This window comes from Halobiforma nitratireducens JCM 10879 (genome assembly GCF_000337895.1).
Taxonomy (GTDB): Archaea; Halobacteriota; Halobacteria; order Halobacteriales; family Natrialbaceae; genus Natronobacterium; species Natronobacterium nitratireducens.
In genome coordinates this window covers 42,062-61,349 of record NZ_AOMA01000067.1, presented here as the reverse complement: position 1 = coordinate 61,349, position 19,288 = coordinate 42,062, and the positions used below count along the sequence as shown (strand labels likewise).

The 19,288-nt window shown below is 64.5% G+C and carries 24 protein-coding genes; 13 read left to right on the top strand and 11 right to left on the bottom strand.

What is annotated here, in order from left to right; genetic code table 11:
* Positions 1–240: 240 nt before the first annotated feature.
* Positions 241–597, bottom strand: a complete 357-nt coding sequence (locus C446_RS06295; RefSeq protein ID WP_006672243.1) for an RNA polymerase Rpb4 family protein — start codon at positions 595–597, stop codon at positions 241–243.
* A 21-nt stretch (positions 598–618) separates the two neighbouring features.
* A complete protein-coding gene (locus C446_RS06290) occupies positions 619–927 on the bottom strand; it encodes a 50S ribosomal protein L21e (protein WP_006672242.1) in 309 nt (102 codons plus the stop codon).
* Between the two features lie 165 nt (positions 928–1,092).
* Between C446_RS06290 and C446_RS06285 the strand changes: the two genes are divergently transcribed.
* The 4 genes from C446_RS06285 (at position 1,093) to C446_RS06270 (ending at position 5,103) form a co-directional block, all read left to right on the top strand.
* Entirely contained in the window at positions 1,093–2,256 is a 1,164-nt protein-coding gene (locus C446_RS06285) for a cystathionine gamma-synthase (RefSeq protein WP_006672241.1), read from the top strand.
* Positions 2,257–2,512: 256 nt separating this feature from the next.
* A complete protein-coding gene (locus C446_RS06280; protein ID WP_006672240.1) occupies positions 2,513–2,944 on the top strand; it encodes a universal stress protein in 432 nt (143 codons plus the stop codon).
* Positions 2,944–4,239: a hypothetical protein gene (locus tag C446_RS06275; RefSeq protein ID WP_006672239.1), complete on the top strand. Its 1,296-nt coding sequence runs from the start codon at positions 2,944–2,946 to the stop codon at positions 4,237–4,239. Before C446_RS06280 ends, C446_RS06275 begins: the two co-directional genes overlap by 1 nt.
* Positions 4,240–4,419: 180 nt before the next feature.
* Positions 4,420–5,103, top strand: coding sequence for an MBL fold metallo-hydrolase (locus C446_RS06270; RefSeq protein WP_006672238.1), 684 nt, complete (start codon positions 4,420–4,422; stop codon positions 5,101–5,103).
* Between the two features lie 57 nt (positions 5,104–5,160).
* Here the strand turns inward: C446_RS06270 and C446_RS06265 are convergent, their stop codons facing one another.
* Positions 5,161–5,430: a MoaD/ThiS family protein gene (locus C446_RS06265; RefSeq protein ID WP_006672237.1), complete on the bottom strand. Its 270-nt coding sequence runs from the start codon at positions 5,428–5,430 to the stop codon at positions 5,161–5,163.
* Between the two features lie 125 nt (positions 5,431–5,555).
* Between C446_RS06265 and ubaA the strand changes: the two genes are divergently transcribed.
* Entirely contained in the window at positions 5,556–6,413 is an 858-nt protein-coding gene (gene ubaA, locus C446_RS06260) for an SAMP-activating enzyme E1 (protein ID WP_006672236.1), read from the top strand.
* Here the strand turns inward: ubaA and C446_RS06255 are convergent.
* Positions 6,410–6,859, bottom strand: coding sequence for a desampylase (locus C446_RS06255; protein ID WP_006672235.1), 450 nt, complete (start codon positions 6,857–6,859; stop codon positions 6,410–6,412). The genes ubaA and C446_RS06255 overlap by 4 nt on opposite strands.
* A gap of 254 nt (positions 6,860–7,113) precedes the next feature.
* On the opposite strand from C446_RS06255, the gene C446_RS06250 reads away from it, so the two are divergent.
* The 3 genes from C446_RS06250 to C446_RS06240 all read left to right on the top strand — a co-directional run bounded on the left by C446_RS06250 (position 7,114) and on the right by C446_RS06240 (position 9,380).
* Positions 7,114–8,280 carry a YeeE/YedE family protein gene (locus C446_RS06250; protein WP_006672234.1) on the top strand — a complete coding sequence of 389 codons (1,167 nt, stop codon included), beginning with the start codon at positions 7,114–7,116 and terminating at the stop codon, positions 8,278–8,280.
* Between the two features lie 92 nt (positions 8,281–8,372).
* Positions 8,373–8,687 (top strand): cupin domain-containing protein, encoded by a 315-nt coding sequence (locus C446_RS06245; RefSeq protein WP_006672233.1) that lies wholly within the window; start codon positions 8,373–8,375, stop codon positions 8,685–8,687.
* Positions 8,688–8,900: 213 nt separating this feature from the next.
* On the top strand, positions 8,901–9,380 hold the full coding sequence (locus C446_RS06240) for a DUF7344 domain-containing protein (protein WP_006672232.1): 480 nt from the start codon (positions 8,901–8,903) through the stop codon (positions 9,378–9,380).
* A 114-nt stretch (positions 9,381–9,494) separates the two neighbouring features.
* On the opposite strand, the gene C446_RS06235 is transcribed toward C446_RS06240, so the two are convergent.
* Positions 9,495–9,791 (bottom strand): HalOD1 output domain-containing protein, encoded by a 297-nt coding sequence (locus tag C446_RS06235; protein ID WP_006672231.1) that lies wholly within the window; start codon positions 9,789–9,791, stop codon positions 9,495–9,497.
* Between the two features lie 218 nt (positions 9,792–10,009).
* Between C446_RS06235 and C446_RS06230 the strand changes: the two genes are divergently transcribed.
* Together C446_RS06230 and C446_RS19300 are read left to right on the top strand one after the other, a co-directional pair.
* Entirely contained in the window at positions 10,010–10,450 is a 441-nt protein-coding gene (locus C446_RS06230) for a zinc ribbon domain-containing protein (protein ID WP_049920071.1), read from the top strand.
* Positions 10,451–10,642: 192 nt separating this feature from the next.
* The gene (locus C446_RS19300) at positions 10,643–10,816 is read left to right on the top strand and encodes a DUF7331 family protein (RefSeq protein ID WP_169331359.1); all 174 of its coding nucleotides are present in this window, start codon (positions 10,643–10,645) and stop codon (positions 10,814–10,816) included.
* A 23-nt stretch (positions 10,817–10,839) separates the two neighbouring features.
* On the opposite strand, the gene C446_RS06225 is transcribed toward C446_RS19300, so the two are convergent.
* Together C446_RS06225 and C446_RS06220 are read right to left on the bottom strand one after the other, a co-directional pair.
* Positions 10,840–12,069, bottom strand: coding sequence for an NADH dehydrogenase (locus C446_RS06225; protein WP_006672229.1), 1,230 nt, complete (start codon positions 12,067–12,069; stop codon positions 10,840–10,842).
* 195 nt (positions 12,070–12,264) lie between these two features.
* Positions 12,265–13,458 carry a 3-dehydroquinate synthase II gene (locus tag C446_RS06220; RefSeq protein WP_006672228.1) on the bottom strand — a complete coding sequence of 398 codons (1,194 nt, stop codon included), beginning with the start codon at positions 13,456–13,458 and terminating at the stop codon, positions 12,265–12,267.
* 228 nt (positions 13,459–13,686) lie between these two features.
* Here C446_RS06220 and C446_RS06215 point away from each other — a divergent pair, with 228 nt between their 5' ends.
* Entirely contained in the window at positions 13,687–14,304 is a 618-nt protein-coding gene (locus tag C446_RS06215; RefSeq protein ID WP_006672227.1) for a hypothetical protein, read from the top strand.
* Between the two features lie 193 nt (positions 14,305–14,497).
* Here C446_RS06215 and C446_RS06210 read toward each other — a convergent pair whose 3' ends face one another.
* Positions 14,498–15,388, bottom strand: coding sequence for an HFX_2341 family transcriptional regulator domain-containing protein (locus C446_RS06210; RefSeq protein WP_006672226.1), 891 nt, complete (start codon positions 15,386–15,388; stop codon positions 14,498–14,500).
* Between the two features lie 164 nt (positions 15,389–15,552).
* Between C446_RS06210 and C446_RS06205 the strand changes: the two genes are divergently transcribed.
* Positions 15,553–16,236 (top strand): HAD family hydrolase, encoded by a 684-nt coding sequence (locus C446_RS06205; RefSeq protein ID WP_006672225.1) that lies wholly within the window; start codon positions 15,553–15,555, stop codon positions 16,234–16,236.
* A 153-nt stretch (positions 16,237–16,389) separates the two neighbouring features.
* On the opposite strand, the gene C446_RS06200 is transcribed toward C446_RS06205, so the two are convergent.
* Both C446_RS06200 and C446_RS06195 read right to left on the bottom strand, forming a co-directional pair.
* Positions 16,390–16,935 (bottom strand): hypothetical protein, encoded by a 546-nt coding sequence (locus C446_RS06200; protein WP_006672224.1) that lies wholly within the window; start codon positions 16,933–16,935, stop codon positions 16,390–16,392.
* 131 nt (positions 16,936–17,066) lie between these two features.
* Positions 17,067–17,609 (bottom strand): SprT family zinc-dependent metalloprotease, encoded by a 543-nt coding sequence (locus tag C446_RS06195; RefSeq protein WP_049920070.1) that lies wholly within the window; start codon positions 17,607–17,609, stop codon positions 17,067–17,069.
* Positions 17,610–17,818: 209 nt separating this feature from the next.
* On the opposite strand from C446_RS06195, the gene C446_RS06190 reads away from it, so the two are divergent.
* Positions 17,819–18,796 carry a phosphorylase family protein gene (locus C446_RS06190; RefSeq protein WP_006672222.1) on the top strand — a complete coding sequence of 326 codons (978 nt, stop codon included), beginning with the start codon at positions 17,819–17,821 and terminating at the stop codon, positions 18,794–18,796.
* 12 nt (positions 18,797–18,808) lie between these two features.
* Here the strand turns inward: C446_RS06190 and C446_RS06185 are convergent, their stop codons facing one another.
* On the bottom strand, positions 18,809–19,219 hold the full coding sequence (locus C446_RS06185; protein WP_006672221.1) for a DUF7124 domain-containing protein: 411 nt from the start codon (positions 19,217–19,219) through the stop codon (positions 18,809–18,811).
* Positions 19,220–19,288: the final 69 nt, after the last annotated feature.

Genomic DNA, 19,288 nt, shown 5'->3' with positions numbered 1-19,288 from the left:
CGTCCGCGTCCGTCCCATCGCTGTCGGCTTCGCTCATAACGGATAGGTACGGGGACGGCGTACTTAAAGAATCGGCCCGCCGTCCGACCGGTAACGGCAGCGGTGGCCGGTTTCGAGACGGACCCCGAAGCGAGCGGTCGTGACGACTCTCGACGGAGTATAGTAACAACTGCAACGATTTGCACGCTGATCGCCGACCCGTCTGGCGATCAGGTGCGTAATTGACGACAGTAAACCGTATCAGGCGTACTGCGCCACGACGTTGAGAATCTCGTCGAGTTCGTCCCCGGACAGCGAGTAGCGCTGCTGTGCGTACACCGACCGGAGTTCGTCCCGGTTGCGCGGCAGGAGGTTAGCGATCTTGTACGCCGTCGCTTCGTCGACTTTCTCCAGGTCCTGGAGGTCGTCGACGAGCTGTTGGGCCTCCTCCGGTTCGAGGTGGGCAAAGCGGTTGACGTGTTCGACCGCTCGCGCGAGCTCGTAGGGGAGTTCGCGGTTCTCGTCTAACGCGCGTTCCGCTTCGATGTCGGCGAGCAGCTCCTTCGTTTCCGAAACCGTGAGGAACTCCTCGTCGACGATCTCTTTGAAGATCGTCATGCTGTGTTGGGTGCGAGACGCTCAGACCCGGTCCTCGGCTCGTTCCTGGGCGCGCATGTGAGCGGCGGTGACGATCAGCGTCTTGTCCTTGCCGCCGTCGTTGACCTGTACCTTGAACGCGTCGCCCTGTTTGCCGACGACCTCGCCGGTGAGCCCGTCGAAGCGTGGGTGGAAGCGACCGTCGTGGACGCTCGGGTCGATCTTGAGGTGGACTTTCTCTCCCTCCTCGTAGTCCTGAATCGCGCGCTGTGGCGGCGACGAACCGCGTTCTCGTGGATCGTTCGAGAGTTTGTTCCGGGTTCCCTGACGAGGGCCATTAGAGTTCGGCATAGTCGTACGACCCTCTTACTTGGTGACCGTTATAAAACGCACGTTCCGCATCCACGATGGAACACGTCGGCCGACTCGAGTCCCCAGTCGAACGGAGCGCACGAGGTCTGCCGACCGCCGTCGAAGAAGACAAACGTAACCTACCTTCGACCCGTCGGCCCACGCATGGACGACGACCAGTTCCGGATCGAAACCCGCTCGATTCACGCCGGACAGGAACCCGACGAAGAGACTGGCGCGCTGATGACACCCATTCACGCCAACTCGACGTTCGAACAGGACGCCCCCGGCGACCACCGCGGCTACGAGTACTCCCGGACCGGGAATCCGACACGGACCGACCTCGAGGAGAACCTCGCGAGTCTCGAAGGAGCCGAGTACGGCCGCTGTTTCGCGTCGGGCATGGCTTCGATCAACACCGTCCTCAACCTGCTCGAGGCGGGCGACCACGTCGTCACCGGCAACGACGTCTACGGCGGCACCCACCGTATCTTCACGCAGGTCTACGAGGACTACGACCTCGAGTTTAGCTTCGTCGATATGACCGACCTCGAGGCGATCGAGGAGGCGTTCCGTCCGGAGACGGAACTGCTGTGGCTCGAGACGCCGACCAATCCGCTCATGTCGATCGTCGACATCGAGGGGGCAGCCGAGATCGCTCACGACCACGACGCACTCTGTGCGATCGACAACACGTTCGCGACGCCGTACCTCCAGAACCCGCTCGAGTTGGGTGCCGACGTCGTCTCTCACTCGCTGACGAAGTATCTCGGCGGTCACTCGGACGTGGTCGGTGGTGCCTTGCTGACCAACGACGAGGACCTCGACGAGGAGTTCGGCTTCTACCAGAACTCCGTCGGCGCGACGCCGGGTCCGTTCGAGAGCTTCCTCGTGCTTCGGGGCACCAAGACCCTGCCTGTCCGGATGGACCGCCACTGCAAGAACGCCAGCGAGATCGCGTCCTGGCTCGAAGACCACCCCGACGTCGAACGGGTCTACTATCCGGGCCTCGACTCTCACCCCGGCCACGAACTCGCCGCCGAGCAGATGGACGACTTCGGCGGGATGTTGAGCTTCGAACTCGACGCGAGCCTGGAGGAGGCAAGCGAGGTCGTCTCCTCGACGGAGGTCTTTACGCTCGCCGAGAGTCTCGGCGGCGTCGAGAGTCTGATCGAACAGCCCGCACCGATGACCCACGCCGCGATTCCACGCGAGGAGCGCCTCGAAGCCGGGCTGAAAGACAGCCTGATCCGGGTCTCGGTCGGGATCGAACACGTCGACGACCTGATCGCGGATCTCGAGGGGGCGTTCGAGGCGGCACTGAACTGATTCCCACGACCGGGACCTGCAGCCGGACTGGACCGTGAGAAAATAAACTCCGATCGGCTGTCTCGGAGTTTGACAGCACCGAACGGAGTAGATTTATTTCCCCTGCCTTTCATCACCGGGACGATGTACGATACGATCGNGACCGGGACCTGCAGCCGGACTGGACCGTGAGAAAATAAACTCCGATCGGCTGTCTCGGAGTTTGACAGCACCGAACGGAGTAGATTTATTTCCCCTGCCTTTCATCACCGGGACGATGTACGATACGATCGTCGTCCCTGTCGACGGCAGTCCCGAAGCCAGAACTGCCGCCGAACAGGCACGGGACCTCGCCGCCGATATCGGCTCGAGCGTCCATCTCTTCTACGTCATTCCCGCGACTGGCTACCTGTTCGGCGTCGATGCGGTCGTCGACGTCGACAAAGCCAGCAGTCGCGTTGCAGAGCTCGCCACCGACGTCTTCGGTGACTCGAGTGTCGACGTCCAGACCACGGTGAGACGTGGCGACCAGGAGACGCTGACCCTTGCCTTTCTCGAGGAGGTCGACGCCGATCTCGTCGTCCTCGGTCGCAAGGAGACGCCGAAGGTACGGGATTATCTCTTCTGGAGCACTCCCGCACAGATCGTCCGCGAGTCCGAGATTTCGGTGCTGCTCGCTTACCCCGATGCCGACGGGGGTGATCGGTGATGGAAAACGTCGACAGGCTCGCGGCGATGTTTCCCAGCTCGTCACGGAACGCCGTTCTCTCGTGGCTTCTCGTGGGTGTCCTCGCGGTGGTCGCGATCGGCGGTGGCTGGCTCGAGGCGTACGCGTCGGTGCTGTTCGCCGTCGCCGCGATCGTGATTGCCACTGCGCCGGCGATCAAGTTCCGCAGCCTGACGGTCATGCCGCCGTGGTACTTCCTGTTCCTGATCGCACTCCCCGTCCTCTGGGAAGCGTTCGGCCCACAGCCACTCGTCACTGGCATCGTGCCGGCACTCGCGATGGGGACCCTCGGACTCCTCGCCGTCGTCGAACTCCACCGGTTCACGTCGCTTCGGCTCGTTCCGTGGTTCAGCGTCGTTCTCACCGTCGTCCTCACGCTCGCGATGATCGGCCTGTTGAACGTCCTCCGGTGGTCGTCGGACACGCTGTTCGGAACGACGTTTTTGCTCGACGGGCGCAGTCAGGACGCGATCAATGCGGCCGTGATGATCGAGTTCAGCTACGCCGTCGTTGCTGGCCTTCTCGCCGGGATGGTCGTCTACGCACACTTCCGTTTCTCCGAGACCGTCGGCTCACCGGCTGGCACGGCACCGTCGCCCGAGCCTGACGCGGAGGCGGCCCGGTCGGTCGATGCGGTCGTCTTGAGCGACCGACTCGGCATTCCGACCGACCGACAGCACGCGCTCGTTCGGGTAATGCAACTCGTGTTAGTCGTTATTCTCTTCTACGGACTGCTCGTTCGTGATCTGCCGGTGATAACGAACGCGGCGCTTGCCATCGTCATCACGTTCGTTCCCGCGATGTTACGACAGAACTACGCGTTGCCGATCGAGCCCGGACTCGCACTCTGGGTTACGAGCGCGGTGTTCCTGCATACGCTCGGGACGGTAGCGCTGTACGATGCCATCGCTCCGTACGACCACCTCACGCATACGCTCTCCGCGTCGGTGGTCGCAGCCGGCGGCTACGCCGTGTTACGCGCGATCCAGCTCCACGAACGATCGATCCACTTCCCTCCGTGGGCCATGTTTTCGTTCCTGATCGTGTTCATCCTCGCGATCGGCGTGGTCTGGGAAATCCTCGAGTTCGTCGCCGACCAGGGCGCGCTCGCGCTCGGACTGGACCCGGTGCTCGCTCAGCACGGCATCGACGATACGATCGTCGACATGATCTTCAACGTCTTCGGAGCAATACTGGTCGCGGCCTGGGGGACGCTGTACCTCGTCGAACTCTCGGAGGGACTCGCGGACCTGCTCGAGGAGCGTCTCGGCGTCTGACACGTCGGTGAACTATAGTAACTACTGCAAGTCAGTGCGCACTGATCGCCGGACGGATCGGCGATCAGTGTGCAAGTCGTTGCAGTTGTTACTATGCCGTCACAGGAGTGTGTTCCTGGACCGTTCCCGTCGGGTTCGAGGCGGCCGATATTTTTGAGGTACGGACGCGAACGCAAACGCATGTCGAACGCGCTGTCGGACGCACACGTCCACGCACTCACGACCCGGATCGAGGCCGACGAGACGCTCACGATCACACCGATGGCCGTCGAGACCGACCGCGGGCTCGTGCTCGTCGATGTCGGACCAGCGGGCAGCGTCGGTGCACTCGAGGTGCATCTCGAGGGGATCGGGTACGACCTCGCGGATGTCTGGCTGGTCGTCCTGACCCACCACGATGCGGACCACGCGGGCGGACTCGCCGAACTACTCGACCACACCGATGCGATCGTCGCCACCCACCGCGAGGAAGCACCGTACGTCAGGGGCGAACGCGACCCGATCAAAAGCGAGGGGGACCGCTATCTCCCGGTCGATGTCGATCTCGAACTCGCCGATGGCGTTCGAGTGCCGACGCTCGCGGGGCCGATGGTGGTCGTCGAGACGCCCGGCCACGCACCCGGGCACGTGTCGTTGTATTTCCCCGAAAGTGAGGTGTTACTCGCCGGCGACGCCCTCGTCGCCGACGGCGACGTGCCCCTCGAGGGGCCGAAACCGGAGTACACGCTCGATATGGACCGTGCGATCGAATCGGTCGGCGATCTCGCCGCCCTCGAGATCGACGGCGTCGTCTGCTATCACGGCGGCTACGCCGAGGCGGGAACCGAGCGCCTCGCGGAGCTTTACGCGACGCTGGAGGAGTAATCGAGCAGGAAACAGGAAACCGAGCACCGAAAGCAAGGACCGACGAACGAGTTATCGTTACGCCCGCGTACCGCCACTGGCGGCCGGAATCACGCGAATCTGGGAGTCGTCCTCGAGTGGGGTCTCGAGATCCGAGACTTCGTCGCCGTCGACGTAGACGTTGATGAACTCCTTGATCTCGCCGTCGTCGATCACGCTGTCTCGCAACGAATCGCCGTGTTCGGCGGCGTGGGCGTCGAAGGCCTCGAGAAGGGTCGCTCCCTCGACGTCGACTCGGTCGGACGCACCCCCGCCGCTCAGTACGGCTGGGACCTTGATGATGGGCATACCCGGCGGTTGGCGACACCATCTTAAAAGGCACCCGCCCTCGGCAAGAACGGCTCTCGTCGCGGATGCCGGCAGATGCCGCCGTCGGGAGGTCCCTTATTCCGTGCCGGTGCCAACCTTGAGCGATGACCGATCTGGATCTCTCGCCGACGCAACTGGACCGGTACTCGAGACACATCATCATGGACGATGTCGGTCCCGAGGGACAGAGCGATTTGCTCGACTCGCGCGTGCTGGTGATCGGCGCTGGCGGGCTCGGATCGCCGATCATCCAGTATCTCGCGGCCGCCGGCGTGGGGACGATCGGAATCGCGGACGACGACGAGGTCGAACTCTCGAACCTCCAGCGCCAGGTCATCCACGGCGACGACGACGTCGGCCGCAAGAAGGTCGACAGCGCCGCGGCGTACGTCGAAACGATCAACCCCGACATCGACGTCGAGAAACACGAACTCCGCGTCTCGCCGGGCAACGTCGACGACCTGATCGACGGCTACGACTTCGTGATCGATGGGGCGGACAACTTCGAGACCCGTTATCTGGTCAACGACGCCTGTACGCTCGCGGACGTTCCGTTCTCCCACGGCTCGATCTTCAAGTTCGAAGGACAGATCACCACCTTCGCGGGCAGCGAGGATTCGCCGTGTTACCGCTGTCTGTTCCCCGAAGCGCCGCCGGCTGGGATGGTACCCAACTGTGCGACAGCGGGCGTGCTCGGGGTTCTCCCCGGAACCGTCGGCTGTATCCAGGCTACCGAAGCGGTGAAGTTCCTGCTGGACGAGGGCGAACTGCTCGACGGCCGGATGGTCTTCTACGACGCCATGAACATGGAGTTCGATACCGTCGCGATCACCAAGAAAGACGACTGTCCGGTCTGTAGTGACGATCCGACGATCGACTCCGTCCACGATGTCGAGTACACGGCCTCCTGTTCGATCGACGGTACCGCGGACGAACCCGAGATCGAAGCCAGCGACGACTAATTCGCTCGTTTCTCGACCCACTCGCCTCTACTCGAGGCCACCCTCACCCGCTCCCCCTCGAACCGGTCTTCGTGCTCGCGCCAGCGCCACGAACCGACGAACGGGTAGCCGTCGAGCGCGACGATGACGTACGAGAAGTCCGGCCACGTCGCCCGCGCCGCGTCCGTCTCGCTGGGCTCGGTCGGACCCGCGGGATGGGAGTGGTAGAAGCCCGCGACCTCGAGTCCCGCGTCCTCGATTGCTTCGGTGAGTGCCAACTGTTCTTCGGGATCGATCGCGTACCGGATTTCGGGGTCGTCGGCCGCGTTCTCCGCGGGGTAGACATCGGTGATGACGGTGTGTTCGGCGTCGTACTCGCCGGCGAGGATGCCACAGACTTCCGCTTCGTTCCCGTCGTACGCCTGATAGACGATCTCGTCGTACACGGAGCGAGCGAGTTCGATCACGCTCGTGGGTGTGGAGTACAGCTCCTTAAGCGACACCGTCCGACGACGAAATATCGAGCCAGCGGTCGTGACACTACCGATCGTAGCTACCGGTCAGTGTTGCCGGAATCTCAGATCGTCGATTCCGGGCGGATCGAACGAAGTCGAATCGAGACGCCCGCAGCCGCCGGATCGGCGAATACCGTCCGTCATCGATCCGTGCAGAGGTCCCCGTAACGAATCCGATTTAGGGTGATCAGTGAGTAGAGCCGACGATGACATCGACACTGCTCGTCGCAGCGGTGGTGGGCCTCGGATTAGGGATTTTTCTCCAGAAGGGGCGGTTCTGTTTCGTTCACGCCTTTCGCGACCTGTTCGCGTTCAAAGACACCAGGGTAACGAACGGCGTTCTCGTCGCAGTCGTGCTGACGATGGTGGGCTGGAGCCTTCTCTATCAGTTCGGCTACTATCAGGGGTTCTGGACGCCCGACTGGGGACTCACCGGACTGATCGGCGGATTCATCTTCGGCGTCGGCATGACCTATGCAGGCGGCTGTGCCAGCGGCACTCTCTATCGTGCCGGCCAGGGCTACCTCCACTTCTGGCTGACGTTGCTTTTCATGGGCGTCGGCTACGCGGCCTTCTCGGTCGTGTTCCCGACGCTGCAGGCGACGTACTTCGAGCCGTTGACCGTCGGCGAAGGCGTCACGCTCTTCGAGTCGTCGTCGCTTCCCGCGCCACTTCTCGCGGTGCTTGCCTCGGGGCTGATCGTCCTCGCGTACGTCACTGTCGTCGGGCGCGAGGCTGGTCAGACCGGAACGGATCGCGAGCAGGTCGCCGAGTTCCGGCCGGTCGTGCTCGCAACACCTGTCCTCGGCGCAGAGAAACTCCTCGAGGGGACGCGCTCGTACCTCCGCGGGTTCCGGGAGATTGACGACTGGGTTGCTGCCTCGAAGCAGCCGTGGGACCCGCGGACGGCCGCGATCGGAATCACCGGCGTCGCGATGATCTGGTTCTCGCAGGTCTCGATCGTCGGCGTGACGGGTCCGGAAGCCCGCTGGACCGGCTACCTGCTTCAGCATGCCGGGGTCGACGCCGAATCTTACGAGTACTGGGGATCGATCCTCTTCGCCGGCGAGGGGGTCACCGTCACCGTCGACATGATCATGATCGCGATGGTGATCGTCGGCGCTGGCATCGCCGCCTTCTGGAGCGGCGACTTCGCGGTACGGACGCCGAAACTCCAACGGCTCCCCAACGCCGCGATCGGCGGATTCCTGATGGGATCGGGCTCGCGGCTCGCACCGGGCTGTAACATCGGGAACATCTACTCGGGTATCGCCTCGCTGTCGGTACACTCGTTCATCGCGGCGGTTGGGATCGTGCTGGGCGTCTACGTGATGACTCACTGGCTCTACCGCGACGTCGGCTGTGCGATCTGATCGCCGTCGACTCGCGGCCGTTGGGTCGCTTTGTTTCCCGCACGTCTGGAGCCTGCCGTAGCTACAAGTATCCGAGCGGAGACGTGTCTCTCATGCCGGAACGTACGTCCCTCGAGTCGCTGACCGAGACGCCCCACGCGGTAGCCTTCGAAAACGATCCTCGGACGGTCCGGCTCGAACTCGAGGCCGAGCAACGGGTCCCGGAGCATCGTCACCCCGAATCGACCGTCCTCTTTCACGTGCTGTCCGGCGATGTCGCCCTCGACCTCGACGGGGAGACCTACGACCTCGAGTCGGGCGATCTCGTCCGATTCGACGGCGACCGAACGGTCTCGCCGTACGCGCTCGAGGAGAGCACGGCGTTGGTCGTCCTCACGCCGAAGCCCGAACCCAGTACCTGTGACTGAGGGGTTCGTCGTACTCTCCGTCCCCGACCCATCGCACCGGTAGCGGCGTCCCGGTTATCTCGAACAATGTGGCATAGTACGTATCAGTCCGGATCGATCGGACTCGACAGAATCGTTGTTTCTCCACCTGACGGCCGGAAAATGAGCACTGTAGTGGTTCGAAACCTGTCGTTATCCAAACGGTTATCCCGGCGACGCTGGTACATGTGAACAATGCCGGAGGATAACGGGGGAACTGATCGGAACGACGGGGACGAAAACGAGGCCGATCGCCGTCCGGAGTCGACCGCGGACGCCGACCTCGATCCCGACGCAGACGCAGGCGAAGACGTGACGCTCACGCCAGGTGTCGTCTTCGGGCTTCTCGCGGACCGACGCGATCGCTTTCTGCTGTATCTGCTGTACGAGCGCGGTGGGACCGTCCCGCTCTCCGAACTCACCGCGCAACTCACCGCGTGGGAAAACGAAACCACCTCGGACTTGCTCACCGAGGAGATGAAACGGCACACTCGCACGTCTCTCGTCCACGCGAGCCTGCCGAAGTTAGCCGACTACGACCTCGTCACGTTCAATGCCGATACGGGGGCGGTAACGCTCACCGAACGTGGAGAATGGCTCGAGCCGTACCTCGAGTTCGCCAAGGAACAGGAGTCCGACGACGTCGACGAGTTTCTCGATCGATCCACGCGGTGAGCGATCCAGGAACGGTCCCGAGCGAGGTTCACGGTCCGTCTCCGCAACTGTCTGGGCGCTCGTGTTCGGACGGGACGGCGCGTGAGAGCTCGCCACTGCCGCCGAAGACGAGTACTAGTTCTCGCCGGCCGACCGCGAAAACCCGTCTCGCTCGGTCTCGTCGGTCACTCGAACCGTTCCACAGTCACCGACCCGAACTCGATACTCGAGGTAGGTAAACTCGACCGAGAGGTCCGACTCCGGTGCCAGCCTCGATCCTGTTCGAGGCCGCCCGTCGGTCAGGAAGAGCGCATCGAGAGCGTCCGTATCGACGACGGTGTGCAACGGCGGCTGTAGTTCCGTCGGCTCGGTCTCCTCGCGCGCTGCGACCTCGCGGACGACGGCGATACTCGGTGGGATACCCCGTTCCATACGCCGCCTCCACCGTTCCGATAGAAAAGTACGGGGGATCATTTTCTGACGTGCGTCTGACGTACGGCAGCCACGTGTCCGACTCGAGTGACGACTGGTACCGCCTCCCCGAGCCGAGACTGGACGAGAGCGGTCGAAACGAACGTGGGACCGATCTCGCGACCGCGGCGAGGAATCGGAATGTTAACCCGTCGCCTCTCCTAGGATGGGATACGAAGATGACATGGCTTCGCGCGCTCGCCGCAGGCGGGCTCTCGATCCTCTTCCCCGGGGCGGGTCACGCTGTTCTTCGGGACTGGGCTCGAGCGCTCGTGTTCGCCGGCCTGTATCTCTCGGCGATCGTGATCTTTCTTCCCACCGACCAGCTCCTTGCGGCGGAATCGATAACCGAGGGTATGGAAGCCGCCACGCAGGAAACAGACACGATCGGGCAGTTCGCCCTCTCGTTTATCGTCCTGTTTGCGGCGATCGACGCGACGTTCCGGGCGCTTGGGTTCCCGCCGGACACCACCGACGCGACCGAAGGGCCGACCTGCCCCCAGTGTGGGAAGGAACTCGACGAGGACCTCGAGTTCTGTCACTGGTGTACGACCCGCCTCGAGCACCCGGACGACGAGACGGAAGACGAGGAAGAACCGGTCGGGACGCGATCGGATTGACCGGACCGACCGGACGGCGTCGAGCAACTCCTCGCTATCTGCGTTCGTTTTCGAACTCGGCCGACCAGCAATGTGCCGTGTGACCACCAGCCGCGACATATAACCACCCTAGTACTGTCCTCGCGGAGCGTTTATCCGCGCTCGCCAGTTTTGACGGGCCGTGAGGAGTCGCCTCGTCGGTGAGAGTCCAGTATGAGAACGCAAAACGACGACGAACAGCCTCGAGCGCGGGAGCGCCCGCTCGAGACCGACTTCGATCGGCACGTGTGTTACGAAGACGAAGACGGGCTGGTGATCTGTGATCGACGGAACGCGTCGGCCTGGGTCCGCTGTCGGGCGAGCGATCTGTCGACGTGTCCGCGGTAGGCCGAAACCGATTCCCTGTCACGTCATCTGCACCGAGCACAGACGAACGTGTCCGTATCGAGCGCCGTGAGCTGTGGCTCCGGCAGGTACCGACCACAGTCGCCACACCAGGTCCAGTAGATCCGGTGTTCGTCGGCTGCAGCCGTCGCTTCGCGTCCGGACGCGTCGAGACGAATCGTTCCACCGTCGATCTCGGAGACCGTCCCGTCGACTGGTGCGTGCTGGGCGATACTGATCCCCTCGCCGGGCCGAGCGACCATCTCGCCGGTTTCGACCTCGTCGTCGGGCCGGACGATCGGTTCGCTCGGCGTCACGATCCCCTCGAGTGCCGGGTTCGTGATCCGAGGGAGTTCGACGTAGTCGGGCCGGAGAGTCTCCGTCGGCTCGGTCTCCTGTGTCGACTCCTTCCAGGCGGCCGGTGCCAGGACGTTGACGCGGCCGCCGCCGAGACGGTTCTCCGCGACGACCGACTCTTCCATCACCAGCAGGCAGTTCGTTCGCTTGCGAACGCCGAACCGGTCCGGTTCGCGGTCGATCTCGAAGCACCAGCCCGGACCGCCATCCAGCAGTACCTCGTTCGAATCCAGTCCGTCCGTTCGGCCCGCTGCCGCGAGGAGTTCGGTCGCCGGCGTTCCCACCGGCACCTCGAGAAACCGATGTTGGGGGACCCGCCCGTCGACGTGGACGAACTTCCGGGTCATCGGGTCCCCGTCGGTCAACGCCTGGAAGACGTTCCAAAGCGTTTCGGTGTTCTGGACGATCCAGCCGTGGTCCATCGGCAACTCCTCGCCCTCCATCACGACGCCAGCGACGAGCCGCATCAGCACGCTTTCCATCCCGTACTCGTACCTGTCGTCGGTGTAGGCCACGACGACGCCCGTGTCGTCTTCGTCAACCGGAAGGGCCGCTGGCTCGTAGACCGTCGCGTCGGTCGCCTCCTCGAGCGGTTCGACCCACTCTTGGCGGTCGGTCTCTTTGGTGGCGACGACGATCCGATCGAGTGCCGACTCGAGCAGTCCATCGAATAACGCGACCAATTCGTCGGTTCGCTCGCGACCCAGCCACTTGTCCATGTAGTAGTTCGGCTCGCTCTCCTGGTGGTTGACCAGGAGCGCGTCGACCTCCTCGAGACGGTCCCACTTGGCGTACGATGGGAACCCTGCGCCGCCTGCACCAGCCACGCCCGCGTTACGCAGAGTGACCGCGAACTCCGGTACTTCGAACTGCCGTACCTGCTCTTTCGGGACGCTCATTGTTCCATGTGCTCGCACCACATGGACTACAATAGGTTTTGTCTACAGGGAGACTAAATTACTGTAGATGTTTCATATTACGCAGCAACATGTGTCTCTTCGTCTAACAGACCGCCGTTTTGAGTAGTGAGGGAGCACGATGGCGCTCGTCTCGAATCTCGAGGATGGAAGACAGCAGCGAAGCGAGTCGAGCGTTTACTTCTCGATAATACTCTCTTCGACAGCCTCGCCGAAGTGACGTGCCGTATCCTCGTAGTACAGCAGGAGTTCGTCGCCTGCCTCGAGGTCCGTGACGGCCGTCCGGCCGTCGGCCGTCGGGACCTTGATCGTTTCGGCGTTCTGTAACAGCGTCTCGACGCGGTCGCCGTCGTCGGTTTCGAGGGCGACGCGGAACATCGGGCGTTTCTCGATTTTGACACGGCCGACGATCGCTTCTCGGGTGTGGCCGTCGGTGTCAACGACCTGGACCTCGTCGCCGCTTTGCAGTTCCGAGAGGTACTTCGTCCCTCCGTCGGGGGTACGGACGTAGGCGTGGACCGCGCCCGCGTTGACCCGGAACGGACGAGAGGCGACGTACGGCGACTCCGCGGTTTCGGCGTGAACGAAGACCAGCCCACGGGCCATCGAGCCGACCAGCATTCCCTCGTCGTGGTCCAGTAGGCTCCCGGTGTCGACACAGACTCGATCGGCGCTGCCGACGCGTTCCACGTCGAGTACCTCGGCGTACTCCAGTTCGAGGGTCTCCCGGTCTGCCTCGTCGCGAACCTCGACGGTCTTGCGGATCTCGTCGGGATCGGCCGAGTCCAGCAGGACGGAATCGGCCCCGATTTCGAGAGTCTCGAACGCCGTCCTGGCCTCCTCGGCGCTGGTGACGCCAGCGACGAGGTTCGTCTCCTCGCCGATGCGAGCGATCAGGTTCTCGAGGGGGATGATCGTCCAGTCCTCGCCGACGACGATCGTGTGCTCGGCCTCGTCGGCGGCGGCTTCGGCGAACTCCTCGTACTCCTTGCCGAGGATGCGAACGTAGGCACCCCGTTCCTGGTCCCCGTCCCGCCGGAGCGTCGAGAGGTCAGCCGAACCGGAGAAGTCTTCGGGGAGGTCGATCGTCGCATCGCCTTCACCGTCCTTGCCGACGACGACGGCATCGGGCTCCGCGTCGACCGCATCGATGTCGTCGACCTCGCTCTCGGCGTCGTCGACGAGAGTGAGGTCACCGTCGGTCCGGAACGCGGCGACGCCGATGTCGCCGAGTTCCCGCACGCGCTCGACGTCGTGTTCGTCGACCAGTACCCAGTCGGCACCCGCCTCGAGCGCGGCCGTGATCCGCGCCCGGCGGTCGTCCCAGTCGCCGACGGTGTCGTCGGCTTTGACCCAGACAGATCGCGTCATGACTCGACGGTCGAAGGGAACCGGCTTGAACGTGGCGGATCGGGCAGCACCGGCCGTTCGATCCGACGACCCTCGTCACTGCTACCGACACTCCAGTCCACACTGTCCGATCGGAGCCGAAAGTGCAGTACGGACGATAGTAGCCTAAGTATCAATAGTACGAATAGTATGGATAGTTTTGATACTTTTGTAGAAGTGCATAATATCTGATGGCTCGTATCCACGAGTATGGCTCGATGCCGCTCCGAAACCGAATCAGAGACGAGTCACGAAACCGCTGGGCCGACGATCGAAGACGCCGCACGTCGGTTCGGAGTCGAGTCCGCGACGGCGGTCGCTCGAGCAGCCCTCGAGCGTGCGGGCGAACCGGCGATCGATCGGTTCGGCCGCGGAGCAACCGTGCTGGCCGCCGTCCGACTCGCGAGCCGCCGAACGGACGGACCGACGATCGGCGTCCGTGACCTGTCCGACGCGTTCGGCGTCGGTCGCGATCCGATCGTCGGCGCGGAGGAGGTGCTGGCAACAACCCTCTCCCCGCCGGCCGATCCGGACGAGACCCGGACGTTACGTCGCCGTCTCGTCGTCGCCCACGAGATCCGCACTGCCTGCGAGAGCGGTCGGCCTCGGCCGGAGCTGCCCGGCTCCTATCTCGCCGACGCCGCGCCGGACCTGCTTGCGCGAGTCGACGGCCTCGCGGGCCATCCCGAGGATCTCGAGGATCGAGACGACATCGAGGCGTCGACACTCGAAGAGGCCCTCCAGGCCCACATCGACCGACTCGAGGCGGACCTCGAGCTCGCGCGGCTGGGGACGACCCTGTACGCCGCGGTAGAAGAGGTGCGCTGAACGGTCGTCCGCTCGATTACCGACGGGCCTTCGCTGACCGCCGACGTGTGCCCCCGCGTCGGCTCTGCCCGCTGCCTGCTGCTCGCTGCCCGCTGCTCGCTGCCTGCTGTCGTTCCGTCGGAACCGTTTCGGCCCTCCAGTTCGACTGCCGCTGAAACCGCGTTCCCCGCTTTCGCTCGCTACAGTGGCGATACTAGCTCCGATCGCTCGATCCACCACCGTCCGCGTCGCCGCCGTCGAGTTTGTGTTTGAACGCTCGGTAGGCGTTTTCACCCTGCTCGGTGAGTTCGACGACACGTCGCCGACCGACCGATTCGACCGTCACGTACCCGTCCTCGACCAGCGGCTCGAGCACGTGGGTATCGAGAACGCGGAACGCGCCCTTGTCCTCGCCGCTCCGGTCCGCGGGGGAACGACGATCGGCCATAAACGAGAGGCCGCGATCCCTGGCGTACTCGATGAGGTCTTTCTTCTTCGGCGGCGCGGTTCGGATGTCGTCGAACCCGTCCCAGGCCGACGGCTCGCGGAGGAACTCCATGATAGCGACCTGATCCCGAGTCGGGGACTCGATGGGATAGGTCGGGATCGGTTCGGTCCGTTCGATACCGACGGAGGCCGGTTCCGTCGTCCCGTCGTGGGCGTACTCCGACGGCTGGACGTAGTAGGCCCGGGCGTCCGTCGAGACGTCCATACACGCGATCGTCGCGCCGATCGCAGCGATCGTGCCCGCGCTCGAGACGTTGACGTAGACGTCGTCGCCGGCGTGGTTCGACGCGATCGTCGTGACTGCCCCGAGGACGGCGTACACGTCCCCCAGGTCACAGCGCCGGGTCCGGACCTCGGGGACGAACTGCTCGAGTTCGGCGCGTAACTCGTCGTGATACTCCGCACGGGGACTGGTGAGCTGTGAGTCGGTCGCGGTATCGGATCGACGCTTGTCGTGATCGGCTTCGTCGCCGTCGCTTCCTTCGGGTCCACCCTCGAGCAGGTAGACGAGGTCAGCCCGCTGGCTCCGTACGGGCTCGAGGATGCGGTCGTACTCGAAGCCGACGGGGACGATGTGTACTCGCTTGACGACGTCCATACGCCGACAACCGACTCCGGTACAATAACTTCCGATGATGTCGAACGAGATACAGCTTGCCGCGTCCAGGCCAGGCGGCGGTGCTTTCGGTCCTTACAGCGGGCGTGCAAAGCGTGCATCTCCCGGCGAAACGTTGAGGGCGCTCACGCCCGTACGGATCGTAGATGGCCGCCTACGACGCGATCTGTTTCGACCTCGACAACACCCTGTGTGAGTCTACGCAGGACGACGCGACGTTGCTCGAGTCCGCGTTCGACCGGACCGGTATCCCGACGTTCTGTACGCCGGCGGATCTGCGGGCGGCGATTCCGGCGATGCCGACGACCGAAACGGATCGCGAGTTCTTCGAGCAGTTGTTCGACGAAGTCGCGAGCCACAGTAACGTCGAACTCGGCACTCGAAACGCGATCGCCTCGCGGCTCGCGGACGCCTACCTCGAGTTGCGCGATCCCACCGCGGTTCGCTTCCGGCCGGGTGCGAAAGCGGCCCTCGAGGACGCGGCCGACCGCGGCGACGTGGGGCTGATCACCAACGGCGGCCGGGCCACCCAGACGCGAAAGCTGCGGGCGCTCGGCATCGAGGACGCCTTCGACGTTCGCGTTTTCACCGAGCCGAGCGCCGGAATCTACCCGAAGCCCAACGCCGAGCCATTCGAGCGGGCGCTCGGAGCCCTCGAAGCGACCCCTGCGATGGCGATCCACGTCGGCGACTCGCCCCACGCCGACGTCGCCGGCGCGAACGCGATGGGGATCGACTCGGCGCTGGTCGCGGGCGATCGCGAGCGGTCGTCGGAACACCGGCCGACGTACGAACTGTCGTCACTCGAGATGCTCGAGCGGGTCCTGTGATCCGTCGTCGATCGGTGCCCGCGGAACGGCGAAAGAGAGGTGCGTATCTCTCAGTTCGTTTCCGCTCTCGCAGTCGGGACAGCGGACGACGCCCGACTCGCGATCGACGGCAGTGACGCCGGCGATACGGGTTCGGGAACGGACCGCAGTGGGCTACTCGGCGTTGCCGGGGACCAGGTCCTCGTGAACGACTGCCCGGTACTGCGAGTCGGTCGCCTCGTCGACCCGCTTGAGTAGCGCGGCCGCCCCGGGGAACCCCTCCGGGAGGTCGAACGGATCGTCGGCGTCCTCGTCGCGTTGTTTACAGAGTTTGACGAACGCTCGCAGATCGTCGCTCGTGCCGGCGATCGCGTAGACGACGCCGACGTCTTCGTCCTCGCTAACTTGCTCGCGCCAGCGCTCGAGAACGGGCTCGACGGCCCGTCGAATCCCGCGCTTTCGCTCGACCAACTCCGACGCGTCGAGATCGGCATCCTCGAGTACGTCGTCGAAGACGGCCTGGAGGTCGTCGGTTCGCTCCTCGAGGTAGGGGGAGTCGGCTTCGGCGTCGATCAGCCGGTCGAAGGCCTCGAGTTCGGCGCGGCGAACGGCGACCGGATAGACGAAGCCGTGAGTGTCCTTCGGGAGCGTGTAGGACGCCGACTCGACGCCCTGCTCGCCGGGTCCCGTTTTGCCCAGCATCAGATCGAGTATGCCCATACGCGAAACAGGTATCGACACTCGAATAAGTGTTCCGCGCTGTGTGGACGCGAGACGCCCGTAACCACAGCGTACGCTGAGTATCGACGTGTTACGCGGCCGGGATCGCTGCGACCGTCGCGGGAGGGGAGTCACCAGTCGTCGCCGAGCGCGGCCCTGGCTCCGCCGTATCCGCTCGCCGTCGTCCACGTTCGCCCACTCTCGACGTGCTCGACCTCGTAGTCGCCGCCGCAAGCGCCACAGCGGTACCGATCCGGGGTCTTCACGGGCCGAGAGGCACGGTGGCGCTGGGCCCGCCAGGGACAGTCGTCTGTCAGACACCGGAGGACGTACCTGGGGTCGGCGAACGACCGACAATGACGTGGTGCATCGACGGCCGCCGCTCGTTCGCGGAAACGCTGCCCGTGCCCGGAGTCACCGAACTGCTGGAACTCCCAGGCGTGGACGAGTTCGTGGCGGACGACCGCGGCGAACTCCGGCCAGTCGTAGTGCTCGTAGGCCAGCCGGGAGAGCACGATCGTCGCGACCTCGCGGTCGGCGTCCCATCGACACGCGCCGGCGCGTCGGCGGGCCCGCGCGGAGGTCGTCCACTCGAGAGCGGACCGGTCGACTGGCAGGTCGTACTCCTCCCCGTCGACCACTTCGCGGGCGTGGATGCGAGCGCGAGCGATGATTTCGTGGTCGACGGTCGGCGAGTCACTCGGTGCGTCCGCGTCGGCGGTCTCGTCCGTTCCACGGCTGTCGCGTCGGTCGTGGTTCCCGGGACCGTCCGTCACGGCAGGTGGATCGAAGGCCGGCTCCGAATCGCTTGTGGTTCCGCGGGAGTCGTGGCTCGTCGGTTCGGCCCCGCGTTTCTTTGTCCGTGCGGGCCGACAGTTCGGCGATGACCGACGACCTCGATCTCCCGGAGCCCGAGCCACTCGAACGACTCGCCGACGACGGGCCCGGACCGGCCCTGCAGCCCTCCGCGCTGGTCCTGCCCGCCGTCGCCGACCCCCCGCTGGACGAACGCCGGGCCTGGCTCGAGCACTACGCGGCCGACCTCGAGCGTGCAGTCTTGGTACCGGGTGCGTATACGCCGATCTACCTGACCGACGACGCGGGAGTCGCGATCACGACGACTGGCATCGGCAAGAGCGACGCGGCGGCGACCGTCGCCGCGCTGTTCGGAGCACCCACGATCGACCTCTCCGCGGCCTACGTGGTCTCGGCGGGGATCGCCGGCGGCGCACCCGAGCGTCTCGCGCTGGGTTCGGTCGTCGTCGCCGACGCGGTCGTCGACTGGGATCGGAAACATCGCTGGGACCACGGCGACTCCGACCACTCGAGTGGTGATGGGCGCGACACTCCCCCGATCGACCGCCTGGCCTACCGTCCTCGGGAGTACGTCCACCACCTCGAGGAACGGCTCGTCGACGACGCCGTCGCTGCTGTGGGCAGCGTCGACCTTCGCGAAGACCCGGACGTGTTGGCCTCCCAGCGTCGATATCCCGACGCACCTGCGGACGGGCCGACAGTCGAACGCGGGACGACGGTCTGTGGGGACGAGTTCTGGCACGGCCCACGGTACGCCCGAGAAGTCGAGTGGCTCTGTGACCGCTACGGCGTCGCTCCCTACTTCACGACCCAGATGGAAGACGCCGCGACCGCGACTGTGCTCGAACGGTTCGGTACGCTCGAACGGTACTTGTCCGTGCGGGCGGTCGCGAACTACGATCGGTCTGCCCCTGGGGAGTCGGTCACGGAGAGCTTCGACGGTACCGAAGCGAGTCTCGAGTTGGCGATCGACAACGCCGCTCGGGCAGGCGTGGCGATCGTGTCGAACCTGCTCGAGACGGACCCGCTCGGAGTCAGCAGCTAGGAAAGATCGAAATCAGGGCCAGTCGTCTCGGACCTGCTCGTCCTCGTCTTCACCCTCGTCGACTCGGGAAGCGACGATCCAGTCGGCGGCGTCCGCGGCGTCCTCGACGTCGAGGTACTCCCAGTCGACCTCGTCGGCCAGCTGTTCGTCTTCCTCGTCGGCACCGATGTAGACGTAGCGTTCCGTGTCGAACTGGTCTTTGACGCCCTCGAGACTCTCTGCTTTCCCGCGGGGTCCCGAGAAGAAGTCCTGGCGGATGCGGTTCTTGCGAGTGAAGTTGGTCACGACGTAGGTCGGCTTCTCGGAGACGACGCCGATGTATTCGGTCCACCCTCTGGCGTCCTCGAAGACGTTTTCCGGCGAGGCGAGTTCCTTCAGCGCCTCGAGCTCGAACGCCAGGGTCATGTCCGTATCGCCGTTCATACCCGATCGAACGGCCGCACCGGGGAAAACGGCTTCGATACGTGCGACCAACCGGGAACGCCCGCTCGC

Bases quoted from the DNA above. Each gene is read 5' to 3' on its own strand.
- C446_RS06270 (WP_006672238.1), top strand. From the start codon at position 4,420: ATGTCGAACGCGCTGTCGGACGCACACGTCCACGCACTCACGACCCGG.
- C446_RS06220 (WP_006672228.1), bottom strand. From the start codon at position 13,458: ATGACGCGATCTGTCTGGGTCAAAGCCGACGACACCGTCGGCGACTGG.
- C446_RS06240 (WP_006672232.1), top strand. From the start codon at position 8,901: ATGCCGGAGGATAACGGGGGAACTGATCGGAACGACGGGGACGAAAAC.
- C446_RS06230 (WP_049920071.1), top strand. From the start codon at position 10,010: ATGACATGGCTTCGCGCGCTCGCCGCAGGCGGGCTCTCGATCCTCTTC.
- C446_RS06250 (WP_006672234.1), top strand. From the start codon at position 7,114: ATGACATCGACACTGCTCGTCGCAGCGGTGGTGGGCCTCGGATTAGGG.
- C446_RS06265 (WP_006672237.1), bottom strand. From the start codon at position 5,430: ATGCCCATCATCAAGGTCCCAGCCGTACTGAGCGGCGGGGGTGCGTCC.
- C446_RS06280 (WP_006672240.1), top strand. From the start codon at position 2,513: ATGTACGATACGATCGTCGTCCCTGTCGACGGCAGTCCCGAAGCCAGA.
- C446_RS06235 (WP_006672231.1), bottom strand. From the start codon at position 9,791: ATGGAACGGGGTATCCCACCGAGTATCGCCGTCGTCCGCGAGGTCGCA.
- C446_RS06275 (WP_006672239.1), top strand. From the start codon at position 2,944: ATGGAAAACGTCGACAGGCTCGCGGCGATGTTTCCCAGCTCGTCACGG.
- C446_RS06245 (WP_006672233.1), top strand. From the start codon at position 8,373: ATGCCGGAACGTACGTCCCTCGAGTCGCTGACCGAGACGCCCCACGCG.
- C446_RS06290 (WP_006672242.1), bottom strand. From the start codon at position 927: ATGCCGAACTCTAATGGCCCTCGTCAGGGAACCCGGAACAAACTCTCG.
- C446_RS06190 (WP_006672222.1), top strand. From the start codon at position 17,819: ATGACCGACGACCTCGATCTCCCGGAGCCCGAGCCACTCGAACGACTC.
- C446_RS06210 (WP_006672226.1), bottom strand. From the start codon at position 15,388: ATGGACGTCGTCAAGCGAGTACACATCGTCCCCGTCGGCTTCGAGTAC.
- ubaA (WP_006672236.1), top strand. From the start codon at position 5,556: ATGACCGATCTGGATCTCTCGCCGACGCAACTGGACCGGTACTCGAGA.
- C446_RS06295 (WP_006672243.1), bottom strand. From the start codon at position 597: ATGACGATCTTCAAAGAGATCGTCGACGAGGAGTTCCTCACGGTTTCG.
- C446_RS06200 (WP_006672224.1), bottom strand. From the start codon at position 16,935: ATGGGCATACTCGATCTGATGCTGGGCAAAACGGGACCCGGCGAGCAG.
- C446_RS06215 (WP_006672227.1), top strand. From the start codon at position 13,687: ATGGCTCGATGCCGCTCCGAAACCGAATCAGAGACGAGTCACGAAACC.
- C446_RS06205 (WP_006672225.1), top strand. From the start codon at position 15,553: ATGGCCGCCTACGACGCGATCTGTTTCGACCTCGACAACACCCTGTGT.
- C446_RS19300 (WP_169331359.1), top strand. From the start codon at position 10,643: ATGAGAACGCAAAACGACGACGAACAGCCTCGAGCGCGGGAGCGCCCG.
- C446_RS06225 (WP_006672229.1), bottom strand. From the start codon at position 12,069: ATGAGCGTCCCGAAAGAGCAGGTACGGCAGTTCGAAGTACCGGAGTTC.
- C446_RS06185 (WP_006672221.1), bottom strand. From the start codon at position 19,219: ATGAACGGCGATACGGACATGACCCTGGCGTTCGAGCTCGAGGCGCTG.
- C446_RS06285 (WP_006672241.1), top strand. From the start codon at position 1,093: ATGGACGACGACCAGTTCCGGATCGAAACCCGCTCGATTCACGCCGGA.